Source organism: Maribacter sp. R86514 (assembly GCF_044597005.1).
Lineage (GTDB): Bacteria > Bacteroidota > Bacteroidia > Flavobacteriales > Flavobacteriaceae > Maribacter.
Map to the genome: position 1 here is coordinate 584349 of NZ_CP138999.1, position 21409 is coordinate 605757.

26 protein-coding genes are annotated in these 21409 nt (G+C 35.2%); 7 read left to right on the forward strand and 19 right to left on the reverse strand.

The annotated features are described in order from the left end of the window. Positions 1-101 precede the first annotated feature (101 nt). Positions 102-629 carry a DsrE family protein gene (locus tag SJY30_RS02380; RefSeq protein WP_396634020.1) on the reverse strand — a complete coding sequence of 176 codons (528 nt, stop codon included), beginning with the start codon at positions 627-629 and terminating at the stop codon, positions 102-104. A 186-nt stretch (positions 630-815) separates the two neighbouring features. Between SJY30_RS02380 and SJY30_RS02385 the strand changes: the two genes are divergently transcribed. Continuing rightward, complete coding sequence (locus SJY30_RS02385; protein ID WP_396634021.1) at positions 816-1853, forward strand: c-type cytochrome; 1038 nt, start codon at positions 816-818, stop codon at positions 1851-1853. Between the two features lie 4 nt (positions 1854-1857). Continuing rightward, entirely contained in the window at positions 1858-3192 is a 1335-nt protein-coding gene (locus SJY30_RS02390; protein WP_396634022.1) for an OprD family outer membrane porin, read from the forward strand. 43 nt (positions 3193-3235) lie between these two features. On the opposite strand, the gene SJY30_RS02395 is transcribed toward SJY30_RS02390, so the two are convergent. Together SJY30_RS02395 and SJY30_RS02400 are read right to left on the reverse strand one after the other, a co-directional pair. Continuing rightward, complete coding sequence (locus SJY30_RS02395) at positions 3236-4546, reverse strand: FAD/NAD(P)-binding oxidoreductase (RefSeq protein ID WP_396634023.1); 1311 nt, start codon at positions 4544-4546, stop codon at positions 3236-3238. A gap of 137 nt (positions 4547-4683) precedes the next feature. Further along, on the reverse strand, positions 4684-4890 hold the full coding sequence (locus SJY30_RS02400) for a DUF2892 domain-containing protein (protein ID WP_396634024.1): 207 nt from the start codon (positions 4888-4890) through the stop codon (positions 4684-4686). A gap of 226 nt (positions 4891-5116) precedes the next feature. Between SJY30_RS02400 and SJY30_RS02405 the strand changes: the two genes are divergently transcribed. Continuing rightward, the gene (locus SJY30_RS02405; RefSeq protein WP_396634025.1) at positions 5117-5992 is read left to right on the forward strand and encodes a sterol desaturase family protein; all 876 of its coding nucleotides are present in this window, start codon (positions 5117-5119) and stop codon (positions 5990-5992) included. Between the two features lie 32 nt (positions 5993-6024). On the opposite strand, the gene SJY30_RS02410 is transcribed toward SJY30_RS02405, so the two are convergent. From SJY30_RS02410 to SJY30_RS02435, 6 genes are all read right to left on the reverse strand, one after another. Continuing rightward, positions 6025-6294, reverse strand: a complete 270-nt coding sequence (locus SJY30_RS02410) for a cation transporter (protein ID WP_303599920.1) — start codon at positions 6292-6294, stop codon at positions 6025-6027. A 12-nt stretch (positions 6295-6306) separates the two neighbouring features. Then, positions 6307-6927 carry a DUF3365 domain-containing protein gene (locus SJY30_RS02415; RefSeq protein ID WP_396634026.1) on the reverse strand — a complete coding sequence of 207 codons (621 nt, stop codon included), beginning with the start codon at positions 6925-6927 and terminating at the stop codon, positions 6307-6309. Between the two features lie 96 nt (positions 6928-7023). Then, complete coding sequence (locus SJY30_RS02420; protein ID WP_396634027.1) at positions 7024-7368, reverse strand: rhodanese-like domain-containing protein; 345 nt, start codon at positions 7366-7368, stop codon at positions 7024-7026. An 86-nt stretch (positions 7369-7454) separates the two neighbouring features. Beyond that, positions 7455-8864 carry a rhodanese-like domain-containing protein gene (locus SJY30_RS02425; RefSeq protein WP_396634028.1) on the reverse strand — a complete coding sequence of 470 codons (1410 nt, stop codon included), beginning with the start codon at positions 8862-8864 and terminating at the stop codon, positions 7455-7457. A gap of 123 nt (positions 8865-8987) precedes the next feature. Beyond that, complete coding sequence (locus SJY30_RS02430) at positions 8988-10403, reverse strand: rhodanese-like domain-containing protein (RefSeq protein WP_396634029.1); 1416 nt, start codon at positions 10401-10403, stop codon at positions 8988-8990. Positions 10404-10485: 82 nt separating this feature from the next. Then, positions 10486-11286, reverse strand: coding sequence for a sulfite exporter TauE/SafE family protein (locus SJY30_RS02435; RefSeq protein WP_396634030.1), 801 nt, complete (start codon positions 11284-11286; stop codon positions 10486-10488). A 140-nt stretch (positions 11287-11426) separates the two neighbouring features. On the opposite strand from SJY30_RS02435, the gene SJY30_RS02440 reads away from it, so the two are divergent. Further along, the gene (locus tag SJY30_RS02440) at positions 11427-11672 is read left to right on the forward strand and encodes a type II toxin-antitoxin system ParD family antitoxin (protein WP_396634031.1); all 246 of its coding nucleotides are present in this window, start codon (positions 11427-11429) and stop codon (positions 11670-11672) included. Next, on the forward strand, positions 11659-11946 hold the full coding sequence (locus SJY30_RS02445; RefSeq protein ID WP_396634032.1) for a type II toxin-antitoxin system RelE/ParE family toxin: 288 nt from the start codon (positions 11659-11661) through the stop codon (positions 11944-11946). The genes SJY30_RS02440 and SJY30_RS02445 overlap by 14 nt, the downstream gene beginning before the upstream one ends. A gap of 110 nt (positions 11947-12056) precedes the next feature. On the opposite strand, the gene SJY30_RS02450 is transcribed toward SJY30_RS02445, so the two are convergent. Both SJY30_RS02450 and SJY30_RS02455 read right to left on the reverse strand, forming a co-directional pair. Beyond that, positions 12057-12689 carry a Crp/Fnr family transcriptional regulator gene (locus tag SJY30_RS02450; protein ID WP_396634033.1) on the reverse strand — a complete coding sequence of 211 codons (633 nt, stop codon included), beginning with the start codon at positions 12687-12689 and terminating at the stop codon, positions 12057-12059. Positions 12690-12695: 6 nt separating this feature from the next. Continuing rightward, positions 12696-13085: a DUF983 domain-containing protein gene (locus SJY30_RS02455; RefSeq protein ID WP_396634034.1), complete on the reverse strand. Its 390-nt coding sequence runs from the start codon at positions 13083-13085 to the stop codon at positions 12696-12698. Positions 13086-13272: 187 nt separating this feature from the next. Between SJY30_RS02455 and hemN the strand changes: the two genes are divergently transcribed. Both hemN and SJY30_RS02465 read left to right on the forward strand, forming a co-directional pair. After that, complete coding sequence (gene hemN / locus SJY30_RS02460; protein ID WP_396634035.1) at positions 13273-14634, forward strand: oxygen-independent coproporphyrinogen III oxidase; 1362 nt, start codon at positions 13273-13275, stop codon at positions 14632-14634. A gap of 47 nt (positions 14635-14681) precedes the next feature. Further along, on the forward strand, positions 14682-15503 hold the full coding sequence (locus tag SJY30_RS02465) for a universal stress protein (protein ID WP_396634036.1): 822 nt from the start codon (positions 14682-14684) through the stop codon (positions 15501-15503). 80 nt (positions 15504-15583) lie between these two features. Here SJY30_RS02465 and SJY30_RS02470 read toward each other — a convergent pair whose 3' ends face one another. The 8 genes from SJY30_RS02470 to SJY30_RS02505 all read right to left on the reverse strand — a co-directional run bounded on the left by SJY30_RS02470 (position 15584) and on the right by SJY30_RS02505 (position 21406). Next, a complete protein-coding gene (locus tag SJY30_RS02470) occupies positions 15584-16348 on the reverse strand; it encodes a vanadium-dependent haloperoxidase (protein ID WP_396634037.1) in 765 nt (254 codons plus the stop codon). A 21-nt stretch (positions 16349-16369) separates the two neighbouring features. Then, on the reverse strand, positions 16370-17041 hold the full coding sequence (locus SJY30_RS02475; RefSeq protein ID WP_396634038.1) for a DUF6851 domain-containing protein: 672 nt from the start codon (positions 17039-17041) through the stop codon (positions 16370-16372). 62 nt (positions 17042-17103) lie between these two features. After that, positions 17104-17595 carry a GTP-binding protein gene (locus SJY30_RS02480; RefSeq protein ID WP_396634039.1) on the reverse strand — a complete coding sequence of 164 codons (492 nt, stop codon included), beginning with the start codon at positions 17593-17595 and terminating at the stop codon, positions 17104-17106. 27 nt (positions 17596-17622) lie between these two features. Then, on the reverse strand, positions 17623-18327 hold the full coding sequence (locus SJY30_RS02485) for a sulfite exporter TauE/SafE family protein (RefSeq protein WP_396634040.1): 705 nt from the start codon (positions 18325-18327) through the stop codon (positions 17623-17625). Positions 18328-18330: 3 nt separating this feature from the next. Beyond that, a complete protein-coding gene (locus tag SJY30_RS02490) occupies positions 18331-18777 on the reverse strand; it encodes a FixH family protein (RefSeq protein WP_396634041.1) in 447 nt (148 codons plus the stop codon). An 18-nt stretch (positions 18778-18795) separates the two neighbouring features. Next, positions 18796-20214 (reverse strand): cytochrome c oxidase accessory protein CcoG, encoded by a 1419-nt coding sequence (ccoG, locus tag SJY30_RS02495; protein ID WP_396634042.1) that lies wholly within the window; start codon positions 20212-20214, stop codon positions 18796-18798. A 47-nt stretch (positions 20215-20261) separates the two neighbouring features. Next, positions 20262-21218, reverse strand: a complete 957-nt coding sequence (locus SJY30_RS02500; RefSeq protein WP_396634043.1) for a cbb3-type cytochrome c oxidase N-terminal domain-containing protein — start codon at positions 21216-21218, stop codon at positions 20262-20264. Further along, the gene (locus SJY30_RS02505) at positions 21215-21406 is read right to left on the reverse strand and encodes a CcoQ/FixQ family Cbb3-type cytochrome c oxidase assembly chaperone (protein ID WP_396634044.1); all 192 of its coding nucleotides are present in this window, start codon (positions 21404-21406) and stop codon (positions 21215-21217) included. The genes SJY30_RS02500 and SJY30_RS02505 overlap by 4 nt, the downstream gene beginning before the upstream one ends. Between the last annotated feature and the right edge of the window lie 3 nt (positions 21407-21409).

The following is a 21409-nucleotide window of genomic DNA, read 5'->3' on the forward strand; positions in this document are numbered from 1 at the left end:
AATCAACCTTTTTTACGAATGACTACAAAGATACGAAACGGTGTATTTTTCTTATGTTACATTGGTTGCATAAAACAAAAAATTAGTATTAAAACTAACTATTATGGCATAAAAGTATACCCGTCCATTTGGTAATTGGCAAGAACCATCATAGCAGAAAGTCCTAGTTCTGTATTCGGGTTTAAATCTTCAGCGGTAATATCTCTAGCAGCGGTAGCTTGTGCGCACACATAGAATTCTACCCCGTAATCCTTTAATAACTTTATTACCGCTTCATTTGGATTTTCCTTTTCATATTTAGCCTTGTATTTAGCTTCGTTTAAGGCAGTAAAAGTAGCTCCACCATGTACAGCAGCGATTATATTTACTTTATCGGCAGAAACACCACCTGCACCTAACATATTTATCATTCTAGCAATTTTAAAATAGCCAACATTAATACCATCTAACTCACGTTCATCTTTAAGATCAAATACAAGATTATATTCTTTGTTAGGGTCAGCCTGAACGGCAACATCCTTAAATTCTTTAATTTTCCCATAACCATCAATAATGGGTGTGGTCCAATCTTGGGCGGTTGTCATTTTTGCTGCCATAAGTACTATTGCAATTAGAAGTGCTTTTTTCATGTGTTCTTGAGATTTTAAAATAGCTAGTGTAGTTAGAATGTAAATGTTATTTATCTCTAATGTCCGCTATTTTTAAAAGGAATAAAAGTAAATTAAAGTTTTTAACGTAATTGTAACCTGAGTTACTTTCACATACAAGGTTAATTTATAGATTCGTTATTTAAATTAGCCTAACATTACATTTCTATGAATGAACTACAGGTATTGGCAAAACAACTTTTTAAGCTATTTGTGATAGTCTTTGTTTTGGTAGGCATTGTATTTACATGGTTGATTACTTATGAACCAAGCACCGAAAATGATATAATTATTGAAGCTGAAGAAATAGCAGCTAACGATGATTGGCAACCTAAAGATGCCATGGCAGAATTACCTACTATGTCTGCGACAGTGAAAAAGGGGTATTACCTTATTGCAGAAACCTCAAAGTATATGGGACCGAATGCGGCGCGTGCAGAAGATCGATATAGTGGAAATAATTTGGCATGTGCCAACTGTCATTTACAAAAAGGGACACAGGCGGGCTCTGGTTCTTGGGTAGGTATTATTGAACGATTTCCTCAGTTTGGTGGCCGAGGTAATAAAGTAGGTACTATTGAAGATAGAATAAATGGGTGTATGGAGCGTAGTATGAACGGCAAAATGCTTCCGGGAGATTCTGACCAAATGAAAGCGATTGTGGCATATATGAATTGGTTGAGCGAAGATGTACCCGACAATAGAAAGGCAGAGTTTAAAGGATATCCAAAAATAAAGATACCTTCTGTAGCGGTAAATCTAGAAAAGGGAAGTCAGGTATATGAAAAAGAGTGTATCATCTGTCATGGTGAAAATGGAGCGGGAGTTCTTAATGCGGTCGATGGTAAAAGCTACACGTATCCACCACTTTGGGGTCCGGATAGTTTTAACGATGGTGCAGGTATGAATAGGGTGATTACATCTGCGGAATTTATTAAAAGCAACATGCCATATCTACAAGCTACTTGGGATAACCCCAAACTAACCGATGAAGAAGCGTATCATGTAGCAGGATATATCAATAGTTTTTCTAGACCACATAAATTAAATACCGAAAACGATTATCCTGACAAGAAACTAAAACCGGTTTCTACGCCTTATGGTCCGTGGGTAGACGATTTTTCTCCAGAACAGCACAAATACGGACCTTTTTTACCGATAATGGACTTTTACAAAAAGGAATACGGAATTACCAAAACAAAGTAACCCCATGCGATTAGTATATCTGTTCTTTTTTTGTTTGCCTATATTTTCAATGGCACAAGATACTGTTGCGGTAAAGAATAAAGGAACCCTATCTGGACAATGGCGAACGTATTACATGATGACGTCAAATAAAAGGGAATTAAAAGACTTTAATGCTTTAGCGACAGGAGGTAAACTTAAATATCAGTATAAATTATTTAAGGGTTTGGAAATAGGGGCTGCTCTATATAATTCAACAAATTTGGGTCTGCAAGATTTAACTATTGCAGATGCTACTACAGGTAGATTAAGTAGATATGAAGAAGGACTTTTTGATAGGATAGATTTAAAAAATGATGCTGTTTTTCTATTAGGAGAACTGTATGCAAAATATCACCTAGCTCATCATTCATTTACGCTTGGGCGGATGAAAATAAATACGCCCTTAATTAATCCTGAAGATGGTAGAATGATACCCACTTTGGTTCAAGGTTTTTGGTATAAATACAAAAATCAAAAGACATCGTTTCAGTTTGGAATATTAAATGAAATAGCACCACGCTCCACGGGAGAGTTTTATGGTATTGGTGAAAGTATAGGTACATACCCTGTAGGTAGAAATAAGCTTGGTAGTGCATCTCAATATACAGACAACACGACATCCGATTATATTTTATTGGCAAATGTCGATTTTGAAGTAACTAACGATTTTAATGTAAAAATATGGAACCAATATGTAGACAATATATTCAATTCGTTCTATATAAAACCTGCATATAAGATATCTGAATCGTTGACGTTAGAAGGGGAGTGGTTACATCAAAATAAGATGGGTGAAGGTGGTAGCAGTGTAGATTCACTTCGCTATTATAATCAGAAAACTGCAGATGTTTTAGGCTTGAAAATTGGGTATAAAAATAAAGTAGGACTGGTTTCTTTGGCATATAATAGAATACTACCGCACGGTCAATTTATATCGCCAAGAGAATGGGGTAGAGAAGATTTATTCAGTTTTCAAAAGCGAGAACGTAGCGAAGGTTCAGCAGACAATCATGCTTTGGTATTCAATTATAAAAAAGACTTTACCATTTCAAAAGATCTAAATCTTATGTCGATCTTAAGTGTTGGAAAACATTGGAAACCAGATCCAACCGATGCTACTTTAAATAAGTATGCTATGCCAGATTATACGCATATTAATCTTGATATTTTCTTCGATATTAAAAAGTTCAAACGCTTATGGCCAGAACTGTTGTTGACCTCTAAAATTGGTAATGGTGATATACCGGACAATGCCAATCTATATTTTAATAAGGTAGATATGTTTCACTTAGATGTCATTCTTAATTACAATTTTTAAAGGGTATAAAAAAAATCTCTGTGTATACAGAGATTTTTTAAAATTAAACATCTTGACCTTTCATCATTTTATTCCAGTATAAGTAGGGTAGTCCGTATTTTTTTAGCATCCATAATCTCCAGTGCTCTTTAGAAGAATCGTTTATGAGCATTCTTTTCAATTTGGGATCTGGCGTAAAGTTGTTATCATAATCAAATTCTGCTAACACCATTTTTCCATAGTCCGTTACTAGTGGGCAAGAAGAATATCCGTTATAAGATTTAGTTCCCATTTTATGACTATTCATTAAAAGGTTTAAGTTGTCAACTACGATAGGCACCTGTTTACGAATTGCGGCTCCTGTTTTAGCAGTAGGTAAGGCAGCGACATCTCCTAAGCCAAAGATATTGGCATAGCTATTATGTTGCATAGTTTGATGGTTAACATCTAACCAACCCGCAGCGTTGACTAAAGTTGAATCTTTTACAAATTTGGGAGCTACAGAAGGTGGAGCGGTATGCATCATATCATAATGAATTCCATAACGGTTGCCATCAACGCTAACTTTTACGTCCTTATAATTATATTGAAATTTTTCGTCTAATTTTAAGTCATCGACCTTGTTGCTAGAGATAACCACACAACCACCAGCGGTAATTTCTTGACCCATTTCATACCAGGCAATTTGTTTATCACCATCAACAGCCACAAGTTTGTGATGAAACCTTAGGTTAATATCCTTTCGGTCAACTACCTCCATTAAGGTTTTTGCTATTTTCTTTACGCCAAAAATAACAGTACCACCAGTAGCGAAAATGACATCGGTTTTTTTACGAATTCCACTTTTTCTAAAATGACTTTCTGCCAAGTACATTATTTTTTGGGGTGCTCCACCACATTTAATCGGGGTTGTTGGTTGCGTAAAAAGTGCGGTACCACCTTTGAAGTTTTTAATAACATCCCAAGTATGTTTAGGGTTTGTATAATTACTGCATACAACACCTTTATCTATAGCTTTGCCTAAGCCAGGCACTAAGCTAAAATCATACCCAAGACCTGGTGCAACTACCAAGTAATCATATGTAATATCTCCATTTGTGGCAGTGTGTACAATATTATTTTCGGGGTCGAAACCTGTTGCCTTATCTTTTATCCAAATAGCATTACTTGGGATAACCGATGACATTGGGCGGGCAGTTTTGTCAAAGTCATAGGTGCCGGCACCTACTAGAGTCCATGCAGGTTGATAATAATGCGTATCTGCGGGTTCAATAATTGCAACGTCTTTTGCTTTCTTTTGATTAAGAAGCTGTGCTGCTACCATGATACCTGCAGTACCTCCCCCAATAATTAATACCTGATGATGTGAACTCATTTTGCTTTTATTTTTATGAATTTGATAAATATAACAGATACAAAATAAATATTATGTAACAAATGTTACATAGAATAATGAAGCTCATAATTCATAATGATGTATTTCTAAAATAAAACATTATAATTAGGCTAGCCTTATTTTTTTATATTACAGGTATTAGCGCCAAATAGTGTATACAGAGGGCAAAAACTTACAAAAGAAGTTAAAATGAAAATAGCTGCTATTGCTAATGCCACATAACCCAAAACGCCTGTTATGGCTTCTGTGAAAAATGCAATCAAAAGTATCGCTGCAATAATAAATCTTATGAATTTGTCTGTGGTTCCCATATTCTTTTTCATGATATTATTTTTTAAATATTATTTGTAATGTTGACACTATATAGTAGACATAATCAATAGTTATAGTACTTGATACATCTTATACTTTACCAAAGTACTATAAACTAAGAATGTGACATATGATATTGGTCACCTCAAAACTAATGGCTGACCGTGGTTTTTAATGTAACTTTAGTTACAGCAAGGCCATAATTATTACAGTATTTTTGCAAAAGGCGTTATAGGAATGGAAGCATATATAGAAGCGTTTTTAAATGCGATAACAGGAACTTTAAGTTGGACATGGAAATCAATCATTTTTCAAGTGCCCTGGTATCTTAATTACTTTTGGGGTTTAATATCTATATCGCTTATAGTTTGGCTGTTAGAAATTGTTTTTCCTTGGAGAAAACAACAAGGGGTGTTTAGAAAAGACTTTTGGTTAGACGGTTTTTATATGTTCTTCAACTTCTTTCTATTTGCCATAGCCATAAGTGGTATTTATAAATTACTACAAGTGTTTTTTAGTGATATTGGTGTAAAAGCAAATAGTTTGGCATTAATAGATATTTCTGGTTGGCCAATGTGGGGGCAGTTGTTATTGTTCTTTATCGTATTAGATTTTGTGCAATGGTTTACACATACATTATTACACAAGTATGCATTTCTATGGAAGTTTCATCAAGTACACCATAGTGTAAAAGAAATGGGCTTTGCAGCTCATTTACGTTACCATTGGATGGAGAATATTCTATACAAACCGCTGAAGACTTTTGGTGTAATGATTCTTGGCGGTTTTGAGCCAGAACAAGCCTATATCGTCCATTTTGCCGCTATAGCAATTGGTCATTTTAACCATTCTAATATTAAAATTACATGGGGACCTTTGAAGTATATTTTAAATAATCCGGTTATGCACTTGTACCATCACGCATATGATTTGCCAGAGGGTACTTATGGTGTAAATTTCGGAATCAGCTTAAGCCTGTGGGATTATATATTTAAAACGAACTATATACCGGAAGATAGCGGAGATGTTAAATTAGGTTACCCAGGAGATGAGAATTTACCGCAAGACTTTTTAGGGCAGATGACCCATGGGTTTAAAACAAAGAAGAAGTAATACGTAATTACTTCTTCTTTAGATTTTCAAAATCAGTCTGATAGTTTACCTGTTGCGCAGCTTACAAAGGACTTCGCTTTTGATAGTACTGAATTCTCTTGATCTAGACTTGGGTAGCCAATAGCCTTTAATTTAGTTTTTGCAGTAGCAATATCTTCCTGTTTTAAAGCATCAAAAGAAACTGATGATGATTCTACTGATACCGATACATTGGTTATGGTAGGGATCTCTTCTAATTTAGAAATAATTGTTTTGGCACAGCCACCACATTTTAAATTTTGGATAGGAATTACTGATGTCATATCTTATTTATTTTATTCGTCTTTAAAACTGATACTCCAAATGCCTCTAACCTCATTTTCTTTATAGCCTACAGCTTCGTCATATGGGTATTTATCGTTCAAAAGTTGGGTAACCTTTGGGTCGATATTTGTTTCTGGTACACCATGGCAATTTAGGCACATGGTATTAGTTACAATAGGGGAATAGAAATTAGTTGTTCCATTCTCATTTGTTACTATAGGTTCGTAAGACTCGTTGTTATTAATTTTTGATTTAAAAAACTCAATATACTCAAGCTCTTTTTTACTTGCTTTATTATTTTGATTTCTAGGTTTATCGCTTACCCTTTTAATTTTAGCATGATGAACAATTGCCATACTATCTGTTAGAGGATATGCCTTTTCATTACAAAACGCTACAGCACCTAATGGACCATTTTTTTGAATGTTGAGCATAAGATTCTTACCTAATACTTTCTGGGTAGTTTGGGCATACAATTTACCTTTTTCTAAAAGTAGGCTATCGTTTATTTTAGTATCTATTTCAGACAAAGAGGTATTGTCAGTATTTTCTAGAACTTCTTGCTTAACCTTTGGAGAATCTTTACAGCCAATTGCAAAAATAATCGCTAACATTAAAAAGATATTTTTCATAAGTATCACATTTAAACTATGTTGATTGCCTTCGAATTTTATGATCCTCAGTAGATAAAACTGCCAAAAGCCACCTATTAAAGATAGCTTTTGATTTTAATTCCATGAAGTATAACCTCCTTTAAGATCATATACTTGTGTAAAGCCCATTTTTAATAGTTTACGAGCTGCTTTTTGGCTTCTTGCACCTGATCTACAATATACGTATACCGGTTTTTCTTTATTTACTTTTTCAAAGTAAGCATTAAAGTTACCACCGTTAAAAAAGTCAACGTTTATAGCGTTTTTAATGTGACCACCATTATATTCAGACGGTGTTCTAACGTCAATAGGTTTGATATTATTAGCTATAATTTGCGTAGCATATTCGTTCTTGTTCAGTATAGTGATATTACCTGCGGTTTCTTCCTTTTTACCAAAGAGTGAACTTAAAAATGACATAGTATTTTATTTAAAATTAATATTCAACAATAGAAAGAAACGGTCTTGGTATATGACCGTTCCTTTCTTTAACCAACCAATAAAAATTATAATGTAGTAGGACAAACAAATTCAGTCACTGGTATACCAGCTTCCTTAATTTCTTTAAATCCGCCTTTTACATCTATAAGATTATGAATTCCTCTACTTTTTAAAATAGATGATGCGATCATACTTCTGTAACCACCTGCACAATGCACATAAAATGAAGTTTTGCTTGGAAACTCGGCTAAATGATCATTTAGAAAATCTAGCGGTGTATTTTTAGCATCGATAATATGTTCAGAAAGGTATTCAGATTCTTTACGAACATCGAATACCGGTACGTGATCGGTTTCAATAGCTTTCTTAAGTTCACCTGCATCTACCTGGCTTACAGTATCATATTCCATTGCAGCTTTTTTCCAAGCATCGAAGCCGCCTTCTAAATATCCTAGCGTACCATCAAAACCAACTCTTGATAATCTAGTAACCGCTTCTTCTTCCATACCAACTGGAGTTACCAGTACAATAGGTTGTTTTACATCTGCGATCAATGCACCTACCCATGGGGCAAAACTACCATCCAAGCCTATAAATATGGAACGTGGAATATGGCCCTTAGCAAAATCATCTTGATGACGAACATCTAAAACTATGGCTCCGGTTTCATTTGCCGCAGCTTCAAAGGCTTTTGGAGAAAGAGCTCTTGTACCACGTACCAAGACTTCTTTTATATCTTCATACCCTTCTTTGTTCAATTTTACATTTAAAGGAAAATATTGAGGTGGTGGCAGTAAGCCGTTTATGACTTCATCAATAAATTCTTCTTTCGTCATATCTGCACGTAGGGCATAATTCATTTTCTTTTGGTTGCCCAAGGTATCTACTGTTTCTTTCATCATATTCTTACCACATGCAGAACCGGCACCATGGGCAGGGTAAACGATTACGTCATCTGCTAAAGGCATAATTTTTTCACGTAGACTGTCAAATAAGAATCCGGCAAGGTCACGCTCAGTTAGTTCGCCCATTTTCTGAGCAAGATCTGGTCTGCCAACGTCACCTAAAAACAAGGTATCTCCGCTAAAGATAGCATAGTCCTTACCTGATACATCTTTTAATAAATACGTGGTACTTTCCATTGTATGACCAGGTGTATGCAAAGCGGTAATACTAATATCCCCTAGTTTAAATTCTTGATTATCTTTTGCGATAATAGCTTCAAAAGACGGATTCGCTTTTGGACCATATATGATTTCTGCACCAGTTTCTTTGGCCAAGGTTACATGACCACTAACAAAATCTGCATGAAAATGAGTTTCAAAAATATATTTGATTTTAGCATTGTCTGCCGTAGCTTTTTTGATGTAAGGCTGTACTTCTCGTAGAGGATCAATAATGGCGACTTCGCCATTGCTTTCAATGTAATAAGCACCTTGCGCAAGACAACCCGTATATATTTGTTCTACTTTCATAAGTTCATATTTATTATTGATACAAAACTACAATGGTAAAAAGGACTACACAGTAACTTAGGTTACATAGGTATTTAGAAGTAAAACAGCGCTGATTTTTCAGCGCTGATTTAGTCTTGAATATTACAAAAGTGTTGATGGGCAAACATATGCGGTTTTAGGTAGTGTTGTTTTTGAAATAGCTTCAAAACCACCTCTAACATCAGTAAAATCTTTCCATCCTCTTTGCTTTAAAATTGAAGCTGCGATCATACTCCTATACCCACCGGCACAATGTAAAACAAAGGGCTTGTCTTTTGGAAACTGAGATAGATGCTGGTTAATTTCATTTAATGGTACGTTGATTGCACCAACCACGTGTTCAGAATCAAATTCGCTCTTTTTTCTAACATCAATGATTAAAGGTTTATCCGTTTTATATTCAGCTTCTAATTCATCGGAATTAATTCTTTTGCTTACCTCAAAATCTTTTCCTGAGTTTTTCCATGTATCAAAACCACCATCTAAAAAGCCAACGGTATGATCATAGCCAACTCTTGCTAAACGGGTAATGGCTTCTTCTTGTTTGTCTTTGTAAGTGACCAATAAAATTTCTTGTTTAATATCTGGTATCATTTCACCAACCCATTGCGCAAAACTAACTTCAAGTCCTATATTGATACTATTAGGAATAAAACCTTTAGAAAAATCTTCTGCATTTCTGGTATCTAAAACCAAGGCGCCAGTTTCATTTGCAACAGCCTCAAAAGCTTCGGGACTGTATGGGGTAGTGGCACGATCCATAATTTTATCTAAACTCTCGTACCCTTGAATGTTCATTAAAACATTTTTAGGAAAATACCCAGGAGGCGTTGTGAGTCCTGTTAAAAGTTCTTTGATAAACTCATCTTTGGTCATATCTGGTCTTAAGGCATAGTTTACTTTCTTTTGATGCCCTAACGTATCGGTAGTTTCTTTACTCATCATTTTACCACAAGCAGAACCTGCACCGTGATTAGGGTACACAATTAAATCATCGCTCAGTGGCATAATTCTATTGCGTAGAGAATCGTATAGGTAACCAGCGAGCTTTTCTTCGGTTAAATCCGCTACTACGTGTTGTGCTAAATCTGGTCTACCAACATCACCGATAAACAAGGTGTCGCCAGTGATAATGCCATGCTCTTTTCCTTTTTCATCTATTAATAAGTAAGTGGTACTTTCCATTGTATGACCAGGCGTGTGAATCACTTTTACCTTGTAATCACCCACTTTAAAGATTTGATTGTCCTTTGCCGTAGTAGCTTTATAATTAGGTTTTGCACCAGGACCAAATACAATTTCTGCACCTACCTTTTTTTGTAAATCTAAATGTCCACTTACAAAATCTGCATGAAAATGGGTTTCAAAAACGTATTTGATTTTCGCATTGTCTTTTTTTGCACGATCAAGGTATGGCTGTACTTCTCTTAACGGATCAAATACTGCAGCTTCACCATTACTTTCTATATAATAGGCAGCGTGTGCCAAACATCCTGTATAAATTTGTTCTACTTTCATGTTGTTTTATATTTTGATTTACAACATAAAATTACCCTTTCTTTAAAACGTGTACAGTGACATTAGTCACATAAGCGAAATTTTATTTAAAGAATTCCATGTAGAAAATAAAGGCAGCCATAACAAGAATAAAATAGCCGAAACCTTTCTTTAATTTTTTACCATCTATGAAGTTGCTGAGGTAACTACCGATAAAAATACCGACAAAAGATAATGATGTAAAAATGGCAAGAAACTTCCAATTGATAAGCATGTTCATTGCATCGCCTAAAAAGAAACCCATTAAAGATTTAATGGCAATTATGATTAAAGAAGTACCTACGGCAACTTTCATTTTAACATTCGCCAATATCACCAATGCGGGAATAATTAAGAATCCGCCACCAGCGCCAATTAATCCGGTTATGCTACCTACTATGAGTCCCTCTAATAAGATCAATGGATAGTTATAAGAGACATTGCCAACTTTGGTCGTATTCTTTTCAGTTTTAAGCATAGCGTAAGCAGCAGGAATCATTAAAATGGCGAAGAGACCGAACATTGCCATTCTACGTGTAAATTGAAAGTGTTCAATTTGAAATAAAACATCGGGCATTGCAGGGACCACATAGTATCTTACCAGGGTAACACCAATAATAGCGGGAATACCAAATACGATGGCAGTACGCCAATCTACATAACCTTTTAAATGCTGTTGCCAACCACCAACCAATGCACTTGCACCAACAATAAAAAGGGAGTAAGCGGTTGCAGCTTTTTCATTAATTGAAAATAGGTAAGCTAAAACAGGAACCGCCAAAATGGAACCGCCACCACCAATTAAGCCTAATGAAATACCTATAATTAAGGCACTGATATAACCAAGAATTTGCAAAATTTCCATGTGATGTATTTGATATCACAAAAGTAGAGTGGTGCGGAAACCTGCGCAGTAACATTAGTTACAGAGGTATTAGCTGCAATATTACAAAAATTTGAATTTGGTTCATTTTTGGTGTAAATTAGCATCAAAATTATATTCTCATGGCTAGGCAGAGCATATCTTTCACAAAACCGAATGATGAGTGGTTAAAAACGCAAGTAGACAATCAAGAGTATTCAAGCAAAAGCGAACTTGTAAATGACCTAATTCGTCAGGCAAGAAACCAACAAATCGAAATTGACTGGATTAGAGCTAAATTGGAAAAGGCTGAAAATAGCGGATTTACCAATGACAGCAAAGAGCAAATTTTAGCGCAATCCAAGGCTATGCTTAATGACAAAGTATAGGTTAAGTAACGACGCTAAAAAAGACCTAATACGGATTCATCGGTACGGAGTCGTTAAATTTGGAATGCAACAAGCGGATAAATATTTTGAAACATTCTTCGAATATTTTGACATTATAGCAAAAAGACCATATTCATTCGAATCTGTCGAATTTATTAAAGGAGGGTATCGAAGATGTGTTTGCGGTTCGGATAGTATTTACTTCAAAATTGATAATGATATTGTTGACATAATGGCAATTGTCGGAAAACAAGATGTAAATAATATGCTCTAAACGGAACACGAAAAGCACTATAGCCAACACAACCTAAGCAACACTGTTTTTGTTAAAAAATTAAAAGTAGATACTAGATTGCTAAACATTTTGTTCTTAGCACAAAGGCATTATAAATCCAAAATTTCTAAATAGTTACGGTGAAGTTTAATTTTTCCCATTTCTTCAAGCTTCTTTAAAAGTCTGGAAATTACGACTCTAGAACTATGTAAGTCGTAGGCAATATCTTGATGGGTACTATGAATAATATTGTCTTTTGTTACTCTGGCTTTTTCTTTTAGATAGCCAATTAGGCGTTCATCCATCTTTTGGAAAGCGATATTATCTAAAGTGCTTAAAAGTTCATTTAATCTAACATGATAACTATTGAAAACAAAGTTTCTCCAAGATTTATATTTCCCGGTCCATTCTTCCATTTTCTGAATAGGAACCATAATCAATTTTGCATCTGTTTCGGCTATAGCTCTTATTTCACTTTTTTTGTCGCCCATACAACAAGCCATGGTCATAGAACAGGTATCGCCTTTTTCTAGATAGTACAGCAATAGTTCATCGCCATCTTCATCTTCTCTTAAAATTTTAATGACTCCAGATATCAATAAAGGCATACCTCTAATGTAGTCACCTATTTCCATGAATTTATAACCTTCTTGTACTTCTTTAAACGTACCTACCTGTACAATTTCATTGATCAGCTCTTCTTCAAAGATATTTCCGTATTCTTCCTTTAAGTCTTGAATCATTCTTGGTTAATTAATGTTGTTTGCTATTTCTTTATCAAATTTAAAAAATATATTCGCCCAAATAGATTTAGAAACAGCAGCGATCCAAGGCATTGCCAATACCAAAGCGGTAACTATTACTACAAATAATGCGCCTATAGAAAGCTCTAAACCAAAAATCAAGGTCAAAACATATGCTGCAACAGCTACAGCAATACCAACTGCATATGACACGTACATAGAACCCGTGTAAAAACTAGGTTCAATGCTATATTTTAAATCGCATTTTGGGCAACGCTCCTTTACTTTATTGAAGTTACTTAATTTATAAGGATTAGCTTCAAAGAACTCACCTTTGTGGCATCGTGGGCATTTCAAAAAAATAATACTGTACAATTTAGAACCCTGTGGTAACATGCTTTTTAAATTTAAAAACAAAACTATTAGATCTTACTTTTTAGTATTGTAACATTGGTTACATAAGCCGGTCTATTGGTGCTTTAGTTTCTCTTGAAAGTTATCTTTTTTCATAAATAGCTGAACTGATATAAATCATATTTTATACAGGCAATGACATGTATGTTTGTGACTAAATTAAAAGTTTATGTGTTCGCTTGTTCAAAAGTATAATGTACCAGGACCTAGATATACTAGTTACCCTACAGTTCCTTTTTGGGACATTAATACCTTCTCAGGAAAAAAATGGGAAGCTTCGGTGAAAAAGAGTTTTCACGTTAGCAATTCTGTATCTGGTATCAGTCTGTATATACATTTACCATTTTGTGAAAGTATGTGCACGTTTTGCGGATGTCATAAGCGTATTACAAAAAGACATGATGTTGAATTGCCTTATATAAAATCTGTTTTAAAAGAATGGAAACTATATAGTGCTATGTTTGATGAAAAGCCAATTATTAAAGAGTTGCATTTAGGTGGGGGAACACCAACTTTTTTTAACCCAGAGAACTTAAAATACTTAATTGACGGCATTTTGAGATTGGCAGATAAAGCATTTGATGCCGAGTTTAGTTTTGAAGGTCACCCAAACAATACTACCAAAGAGCACTTACAAGCTTTGTATGATGTTGGTTTTAGAAGAGTGAGCTTTGGTGTTCAAGATTACAATGAAACGGTACAGAAGGCAATACATAGAATTCAACCGTTTATAAATGTAAAGAATGTAACAGAATGGTCTAGAGAAATAGGCTATGAATCTGTGAGTCATGATATCATCTTTGGACTTCCACATCAAAAATTAGAACATGTGGAATACACTATAGAAAAAACTAAGGAATTAAAACCTGACCGAATTGCTTTTTATAGCTATGCTCACGTGCCTTGGTTAGCAGGTAATGGTCAACGTGGTTATAATGATGCGGATTTACCTGCGGGAGATGAGAAAAGAAGACAATATGAAGTAGGCAAAGAACTGTTGTTGAAATTTGGTTATCATGAAATAGGAATGGATCACTTTGCCTTAGCTACTGACGGACTTTATAAGGCTATGGAAAACGGTGATTTACATAGAAATTTTATGGGTTATACCAGTTCTAATACCCACTTAATGGTAGGTTTAGGGGCATCTAGTATAAGTGACAGTTGGTACGGTTTTGCGCAAAATGTAAAGAATGTTGAAGAGTACCAAAATTTAGTGGAAAACGATATTATTCCATTATATAGAGGTCATATTTTATCGGATGAAGACCAAATCATAAGAAGGCATATATTAAATTTAATGTGTCAGTTTGAAACCTCTTGGAGCGAATATAAATTACATCTGCCGCAAATGAATAGTATTCTTGACAGATTAAAGGAAATGGAAGAAGATCAATTAGTGACCATTACCGCAGGCAGTCTTCAAATTACCGAAAAGGGTAGACCGTTCGTCAGAAATGTGTGTATGGCTTTTGATTTACCATTGCAAAAGAAAAAACCAGAAACCAAGTTGTTTTCTATGACAATTTAATAATAGTAAAAAGTCTCTAATCTTAATTATCGCTAAATAAAATTACCATGAAAAAAATAATCGTACTTACAGATTTTTCACAACAATCGGAACAAGCACTAAAAGCAGCTGCAGATTTAGCTAAAAAACATGATGTTGAGCTATTGGTAGTTCATATGCTAGAACTAAATCAGGCTATTTTATCATCACCAGATGGTATGTATATAGAGCAGACCGTTTTTCTAGTGAAATTGGCAGAAAAGAATTTAAAAGAATTTTTAGAAAAACCATATTTAGAAGGCTTATCCGTAACTCCGGTAATTAAACATTATAAAGTATTTAGTGAGTTGGATAGCATTGCAAAAGAACATGATGCAGACTTAATAGTAATGGGTTCTAATGGAGCTAGCGGACTGGAAGAAATGTTTATTGGTTCTAATGCTGAAAAAGTAGTTCGTAACGCTACCGTGCCTGTTTTAGTAATTAAAGGAGAGATTACAAATTTAAGTTTAGATCGTTTTGTATTTGCATGCGATTTTAATGATGATAATTTACCTGCTTTTCAAAAAGCAAAAGAATTTGCGGAAATGTTAGGAGCTAGTATGGAGGTTGTTTTCATTAATACGCCAAATGATGAGTTCTTGAGTAATAGAGATGCCTATCAAAAAATAAACAAGTTTTTAACTAAGGCCAACTCGGCACAACAAGTAGAAATCTACAACGATTACAGCGTAGAACAAGGTATTCTCAATTATGGAAATACCATTTTAGCAGATGCCATAGCAATGCCTACTCACGGTCGTAAGGGTATTTCACATTTATTTAATGGTAGTATTGGCGAAGATGTAGTAAACCATGCTAGAATACCGGTTATCACTTTTAAAATATAGATATTAATCTAACTGTAAACAAAAATAAACCCAAGGCGAAAGCCTTGGGTTTATTTATTTAAGGCTGTTTCTAGAAACACTTATCGATTGCCTAAATGCTCATTATAGAATTTCCATGCTTGTTTAGCCACATCTCTACCTAATTCTAAACCGGCTACATTGTCCGCTTGAATGTGATAACCGCCCATAACTCTAGACATACCAGCCATATTTGCCGCTTCTGTAAATGTGGGAAAAGTTATGGTTACTGGTTTTCCGAAAAAAGTAGAATCATTCTCAGTTAAAGTTCCAGGTGTTAATTCTACAGATTCACCAAAGTACTCATCACCGGTAAATAGTCGTAGTACTTCTGCGCAACCACCACTTATGGTACTATGCCCAGAAGTATAACTAGGGAATGGCGGACATAAAAAGATATCTGGAGAGTATGGTCTCCATTCTTGCCCTTTCATTTCTACAATTCCAACTCCGGGTCCGCCCCAAGCTTTTATAGTTTGATTTTTATAATATTCGTGAACCAAAGCATAAGGGCGTGCATAGTCGTAAAACATTTTAGAATCCCAGGAAGCTATAAAGGCATCCATGGCGGTAATTTCAGTTAAAAAATACATTTTTACATCTTGATCAAGATTGTGATTATCACGACGAGAAACGTCCTGTGCAAACTTTAGCCAATGTCCGGCTTGTTGAACAGATTGTGGTCCATCACGCATAAACTCTACCAACGCTTTATCTTCATCAGAAAGGTTGGCTTGCAGTTCAACCACTTCTTGAACCTCTTTTTTCAATTGCTCAGAACCGTACATTGGTGGTGGTCCTGGTCTAAACTGGTTGGCAGATGTCATTGTAATCGGTGTTACTTTTTGCTAGTAGGGCGTAAGGCATCCGGGTGCATATTGTCCACCATGTCCATCAGAGAAATATTTAGGTTGCCAACGGTTAATGTCGGTATTTTCATCTGCCGAATTTACTGGGGAATAATTGCTATAATCATAATATGGCATTCCTTTAGAACCTTCTACTTCACCATATTGGTTACTCCCGTCATTTTTTCTAGCTTCAATAGTTGCTTTTGCAGCTAAGTTTCCTATGCCCTCAGGAGTAGTAGCATCTAGTGATGTATTGTCAGGATCTAAACCTAACTCAACCATAAACTTTCTAAACATTTCTGTATCAGAATAATAGTATTCTTTCATGGCTCCATAAGCGGCATAACTAATAGCAATTTCTTTATTAGAAAGTGTTTGCTCTGCTATAGGTCTTCTTTCGGTATTTTTTAAATAAACCGGTATTGCATTTTCGTCGTAGCGTGACCACGCGTCAAAAATAGATATGAAAATTAATCCTAAATATCGAGAAGTAATTGTTGGTCTGGGTTTAAATTTTTCAGTATCCGATGCTGTTGCATTCAAAGCCATTTTACCCCATTTATAGGCAACATTTTCAACACCTTTTGGTTCTTCTTTTTTTTGTTGGGCAATAGTAATTTCTATACTAAAAAATAGTAGTGTTAGTACTAAAAGTAATATGTGTTTCATTCGTTTGTTCATTAGTTATTCTGGTATTTTAAATATAGTGAGGAGTTTAAAAAAAGTAAAATTTATGCTGTAAGAACATTCTGCATTAAGTCCAGTAATTGTTGCATTTGTGGCTTGCCTTTCTTTTTACCGCTTCTACCGGCGAAATATAACACAAACCATATGAGTACCAATAGCACCATAAGACCAACTTGTATGTGGTAATTTTTATCTAAAGATGCACTTGAATATGTCCAAATACCTATAATTATAAATAAAGTAGCGACTATAAAGTGTACAAACATAAAGAAGGTCCATAGGGTAGGGTTAGGACCAAAGACGCCATATAATTTACAGCTGATATCATCTACTTCATCTATTTCTAAATGTAATTGTGGCGACCAAAAGTGATGCTCTTTTTGATTGAATTTGATAAATACATGGTCATCTAGTCGTTTCACTAAAAAAGGGTCCTGTTTTAATCCTTCAAACTTGCTAAGAACATTTTCTTTATTTTTTGGTATCTGCAATTGAAACCTGGGGCGAAGTACAATCTCGTTCGGTAACGGTTTCATATGAATAGATTTATTTGGATATCGCCATTAATTATGGCATTCTATGGCACTAGATACTAATTGTGTAACAGGAGCAGGGGATACATAAGGAATACCCAAGCCAAGACCTCTAAGAATAAAAAGTGAACCAATGATAATGACAAAAACAGGAATGGCTTTTTGTACTTTTTGTCGGATGCCCCCTTTTAATAGATTGCTAAAATATATGGCGGCGGTCATTAGGGGTAAAGTACCTACCCCAAATAGCATCATGTATAAACTACCTTGTAAAGCATCACCCATTGCAATAGATCCAAAAAGAGCCATGTATACAAGACCGCAGGGTAAAAATCCGTTTAAGAAACCTATGGTTAAGAAGGTATCTGGAGATTTTTTTTTAAGCTCTTTGCCTAATTGATTCTTAACCTTTGATATGATTTTGTAAATGGGTTTTGAAAGATTGTATTTATTGAAGGTGTTATACGGAATTAAAACAACCAGTATCATTATAATACCAATAGCGATAGAAAGTTTTTGTTGTATTCCAAAGATGGACAATCCTTTTCCTAATAGACCAAATACAAGACCAATGATACCATAGGCAAGTAAACGCCCAAAGTGATAGATAAATATCTGTCCGAATTTTTTGTAATTATTGGTTCTATCTACCGGAAGCATAAAGGCAATGGGTCCGCACATACCAACGCAGTGCAAACTTCCCATAAGACCTAATATGAGGGCAGATAATAGCATAATTTAAAATGTAATACCCTCTTTATGAAGAAACTCTTTTTCTTCGTGTTCCCAAAAAACTTTTATATCCCAACGACCATCCAACAATTGATTGTCAGGTATGAGCAAATGTGAATTGGATAAACTAATGGGCAAGTTAAAATCCAAATTCTTGTTGGATGGTCTATATAGGGATACGATACCTTTAACATTGGTATCATCATATCCATCAGGAAAAATTACGAGTAAACCCTCTGGAGATTTTTTGATTTCTATTTGTGAAGCGGCAATACTGGCATTTCTTTCAGCATCTATTTCTTTCTGGTAACCAAGTTCGGCTTTATAATATTCTTCAGTAACCAAATCATGATTAGCATCATGACTGGTAGTCATTGTAATTACAAAAAACATAATAAAGCTAATGAATGCTACTATGGCAATTACAATACCGGTACCCCAATTAATCTTCATAATATTTCTGTTTAAGCATTATTTATAACTACGTGGTGCTAAAAAGCGAGCCGTAGTGGTCTCAATTAACTTATCATTACTGTACACCCCAATTTTAAGGTTGTTCTTATCTCCGCTTAAGGCAGACTGGTTAATCTCAATGAATAGGGTACCCTCTGCTAAAGCCTCTGCATCTACATTAAAATTCTCGTTACGCACCAATTTAATTTCTCCTTTTGGCGATATCAATTCAAAATGAACGTCTTCTACTGTTTTGGTAGTCTTATTCATTAATTTATAGGTGTATACATTACTAATGATATTGCCTTCTTTGTGTTCGTAAAGCTGACCAGGTAATCTTAAAATATTAGCCTCTAGATCATTTCTTAAGAACATCATACCAACAAGAACTCCCGTTAAAATTACAAGAACAGCGGTATATCCTTTTAGGCGAGGAGTAAATTTGAACTTCTCTTTCTTGGTAATCTCAACTTCACTTGCATAGCGAATCAAGCCTTTTGGCAGATTCACTTTTTCCATAATAGTGTCGCACTCATCAATACAGGCAGTACAGTTTACACATTCTAGTTGCGTTCCATTTCTAATATCAATTCCTGTAGGGCAAACGTTTACACATTGGTTACAATCTATACAATCGCCATTACCTAATGCTTCACGATCTTCGTTTTTACGCCATTTTTTTCTGCCGTTTTCAGCTTCGCCACGTTCATAATCATAAGCGACTACGATAGATTTATTATCAAGAAGAACCCCTTGCATACGACCGTAAGGGCAGGCAATGATACAAACTTGCTCTCTGAACCAGGCAAATACAAAATAGAATACACCTGTAAAGATTAATAAAGATACCATGGTACTTAGGTGCTGGGCAGGACCATCTGTGATGTATTGTATTAAACGATCACTACCTATAAGATATGCAAGAAATACATTGGCAATAACAAACGAAATGATAAAAAATATAAACCATTTTAATACACGCTTACGTATTTTCTCGGCATTCCATTCTTGTCGGTCTAATTTTATTTGCGCACCACGATCACCATCTATCCAATACTCTATTCTACGGAAAACCATTTCCATAAAAATAGTCTGTGGACACATCCATCCGCAGAAAATACGTCCAAAGGCAACAGTAAACAGTGCTATAAAAATCACACCTATGATCATTGAAATGACAAAGAGGTGAAAATCTTGAGGATAAAATGGAAACCCGAAGATGTTGAAACGTCTTTCCAATACATTGAACATCAAGAATTGGTTGCCGTTTATTTTTATAAAGGGAGACGCAATCAAGAAAAGAAGAAGTACATAGCTTACATACTTACGGTATTCATAAAGCTTACCACTTGGTTTTTTTGGAAAAACCCAAGCCCGTTTACCATCTTCTTTAATGGTACCGATGGAATCTCTAAAATTATCTTGATCTTGTGACATTGTTTCTCTCTTTATAGGCTTTGAGAGGTATTACCCTCTCACTGTACTCAGTTCATTGTAACCGCAGCCGAATCAATAACTACCTCTGTTGCTTCCACTTCAACCGGAACTTCTTCGGCTGGCGCATTAGGATCTACCCAAATATCACCTTCTGCCGCTTTAGGGTTGGCTGGCACGGTACCTTGAAAAGTTAGAACATAGCTAGCTACCTGAGCAATCTCGGCAGGTTTTAAGTTCTGTTTCCAAGCGATCATACCTTTACCGTCACGACCACCTTCTGAAATGGTGTTGAAAACATTTTTAATGCCTCCGCCAAGAATCCAGTTTTGATCGGTTAGGTTGGGGCCAATACCACCGCCACCATCTGCCATGTGACAGGCAACACAGTTACTTTCAAAAATGCCTTTACCAGCACTAATATCAGAAGCGTCGGTCAACAACTCAACAGTATTTGCATCGACAAGCCCTTTAGCCGTTTTTTTGTAGGCTTCAATTTCTAATTGAGCAGCGGCAACTTCTTGTTCATATTCCAGGTCTTGGTCATAATCATTAAACACATGAAAACGAGCTAGATATATAACACCGAAAACGATAGAAGCATAGAACAAATACACCCACCAAGGCGGTAAATTATTGTCAAGTTCACGTATACCGTCGTAGTTGTGGTCAAGAATGATTTCTTCCTCTGACTCAATGGGTTTACTGCCCAACATTTTGTTGTACATTTTTTTACCCCAGGTCCATTCCCATTTTTCTTCTTTGGCTTCTAGATAACGAAGTTTGGCTTCTTCGTCAAGCGTGTTATACATAACATTCTCAATAGCTTGAACTATAAAGGCTATTGCTATTAAAAGCAATAAAATGAGTGCCATAAAGCCAAACATCATTGTTGGGTATGCTATAAAAGCAGGTTTATCGCCGCTATCAATGTAAATTTCCATAAATACTATGACCAGAAAAAAGGCGACGGTTATTCTTAACCACCATGCTGTATTGTTTTTCATAATGAGTTGTTTTGTTGGTTATCTTCTTCTAAAGGCAATTCGCTAACTTCTTTGATATATGATTTTGACGCTGTAATGACCCACCAAAATAAAAGTGTGAAAAACACAAAGAAGATCAGTAATGATATCATGGGGTAGGTTGCTACGCCATCAATAGTTTCCATGTAACCTTTTACAAATTTGAACATGAT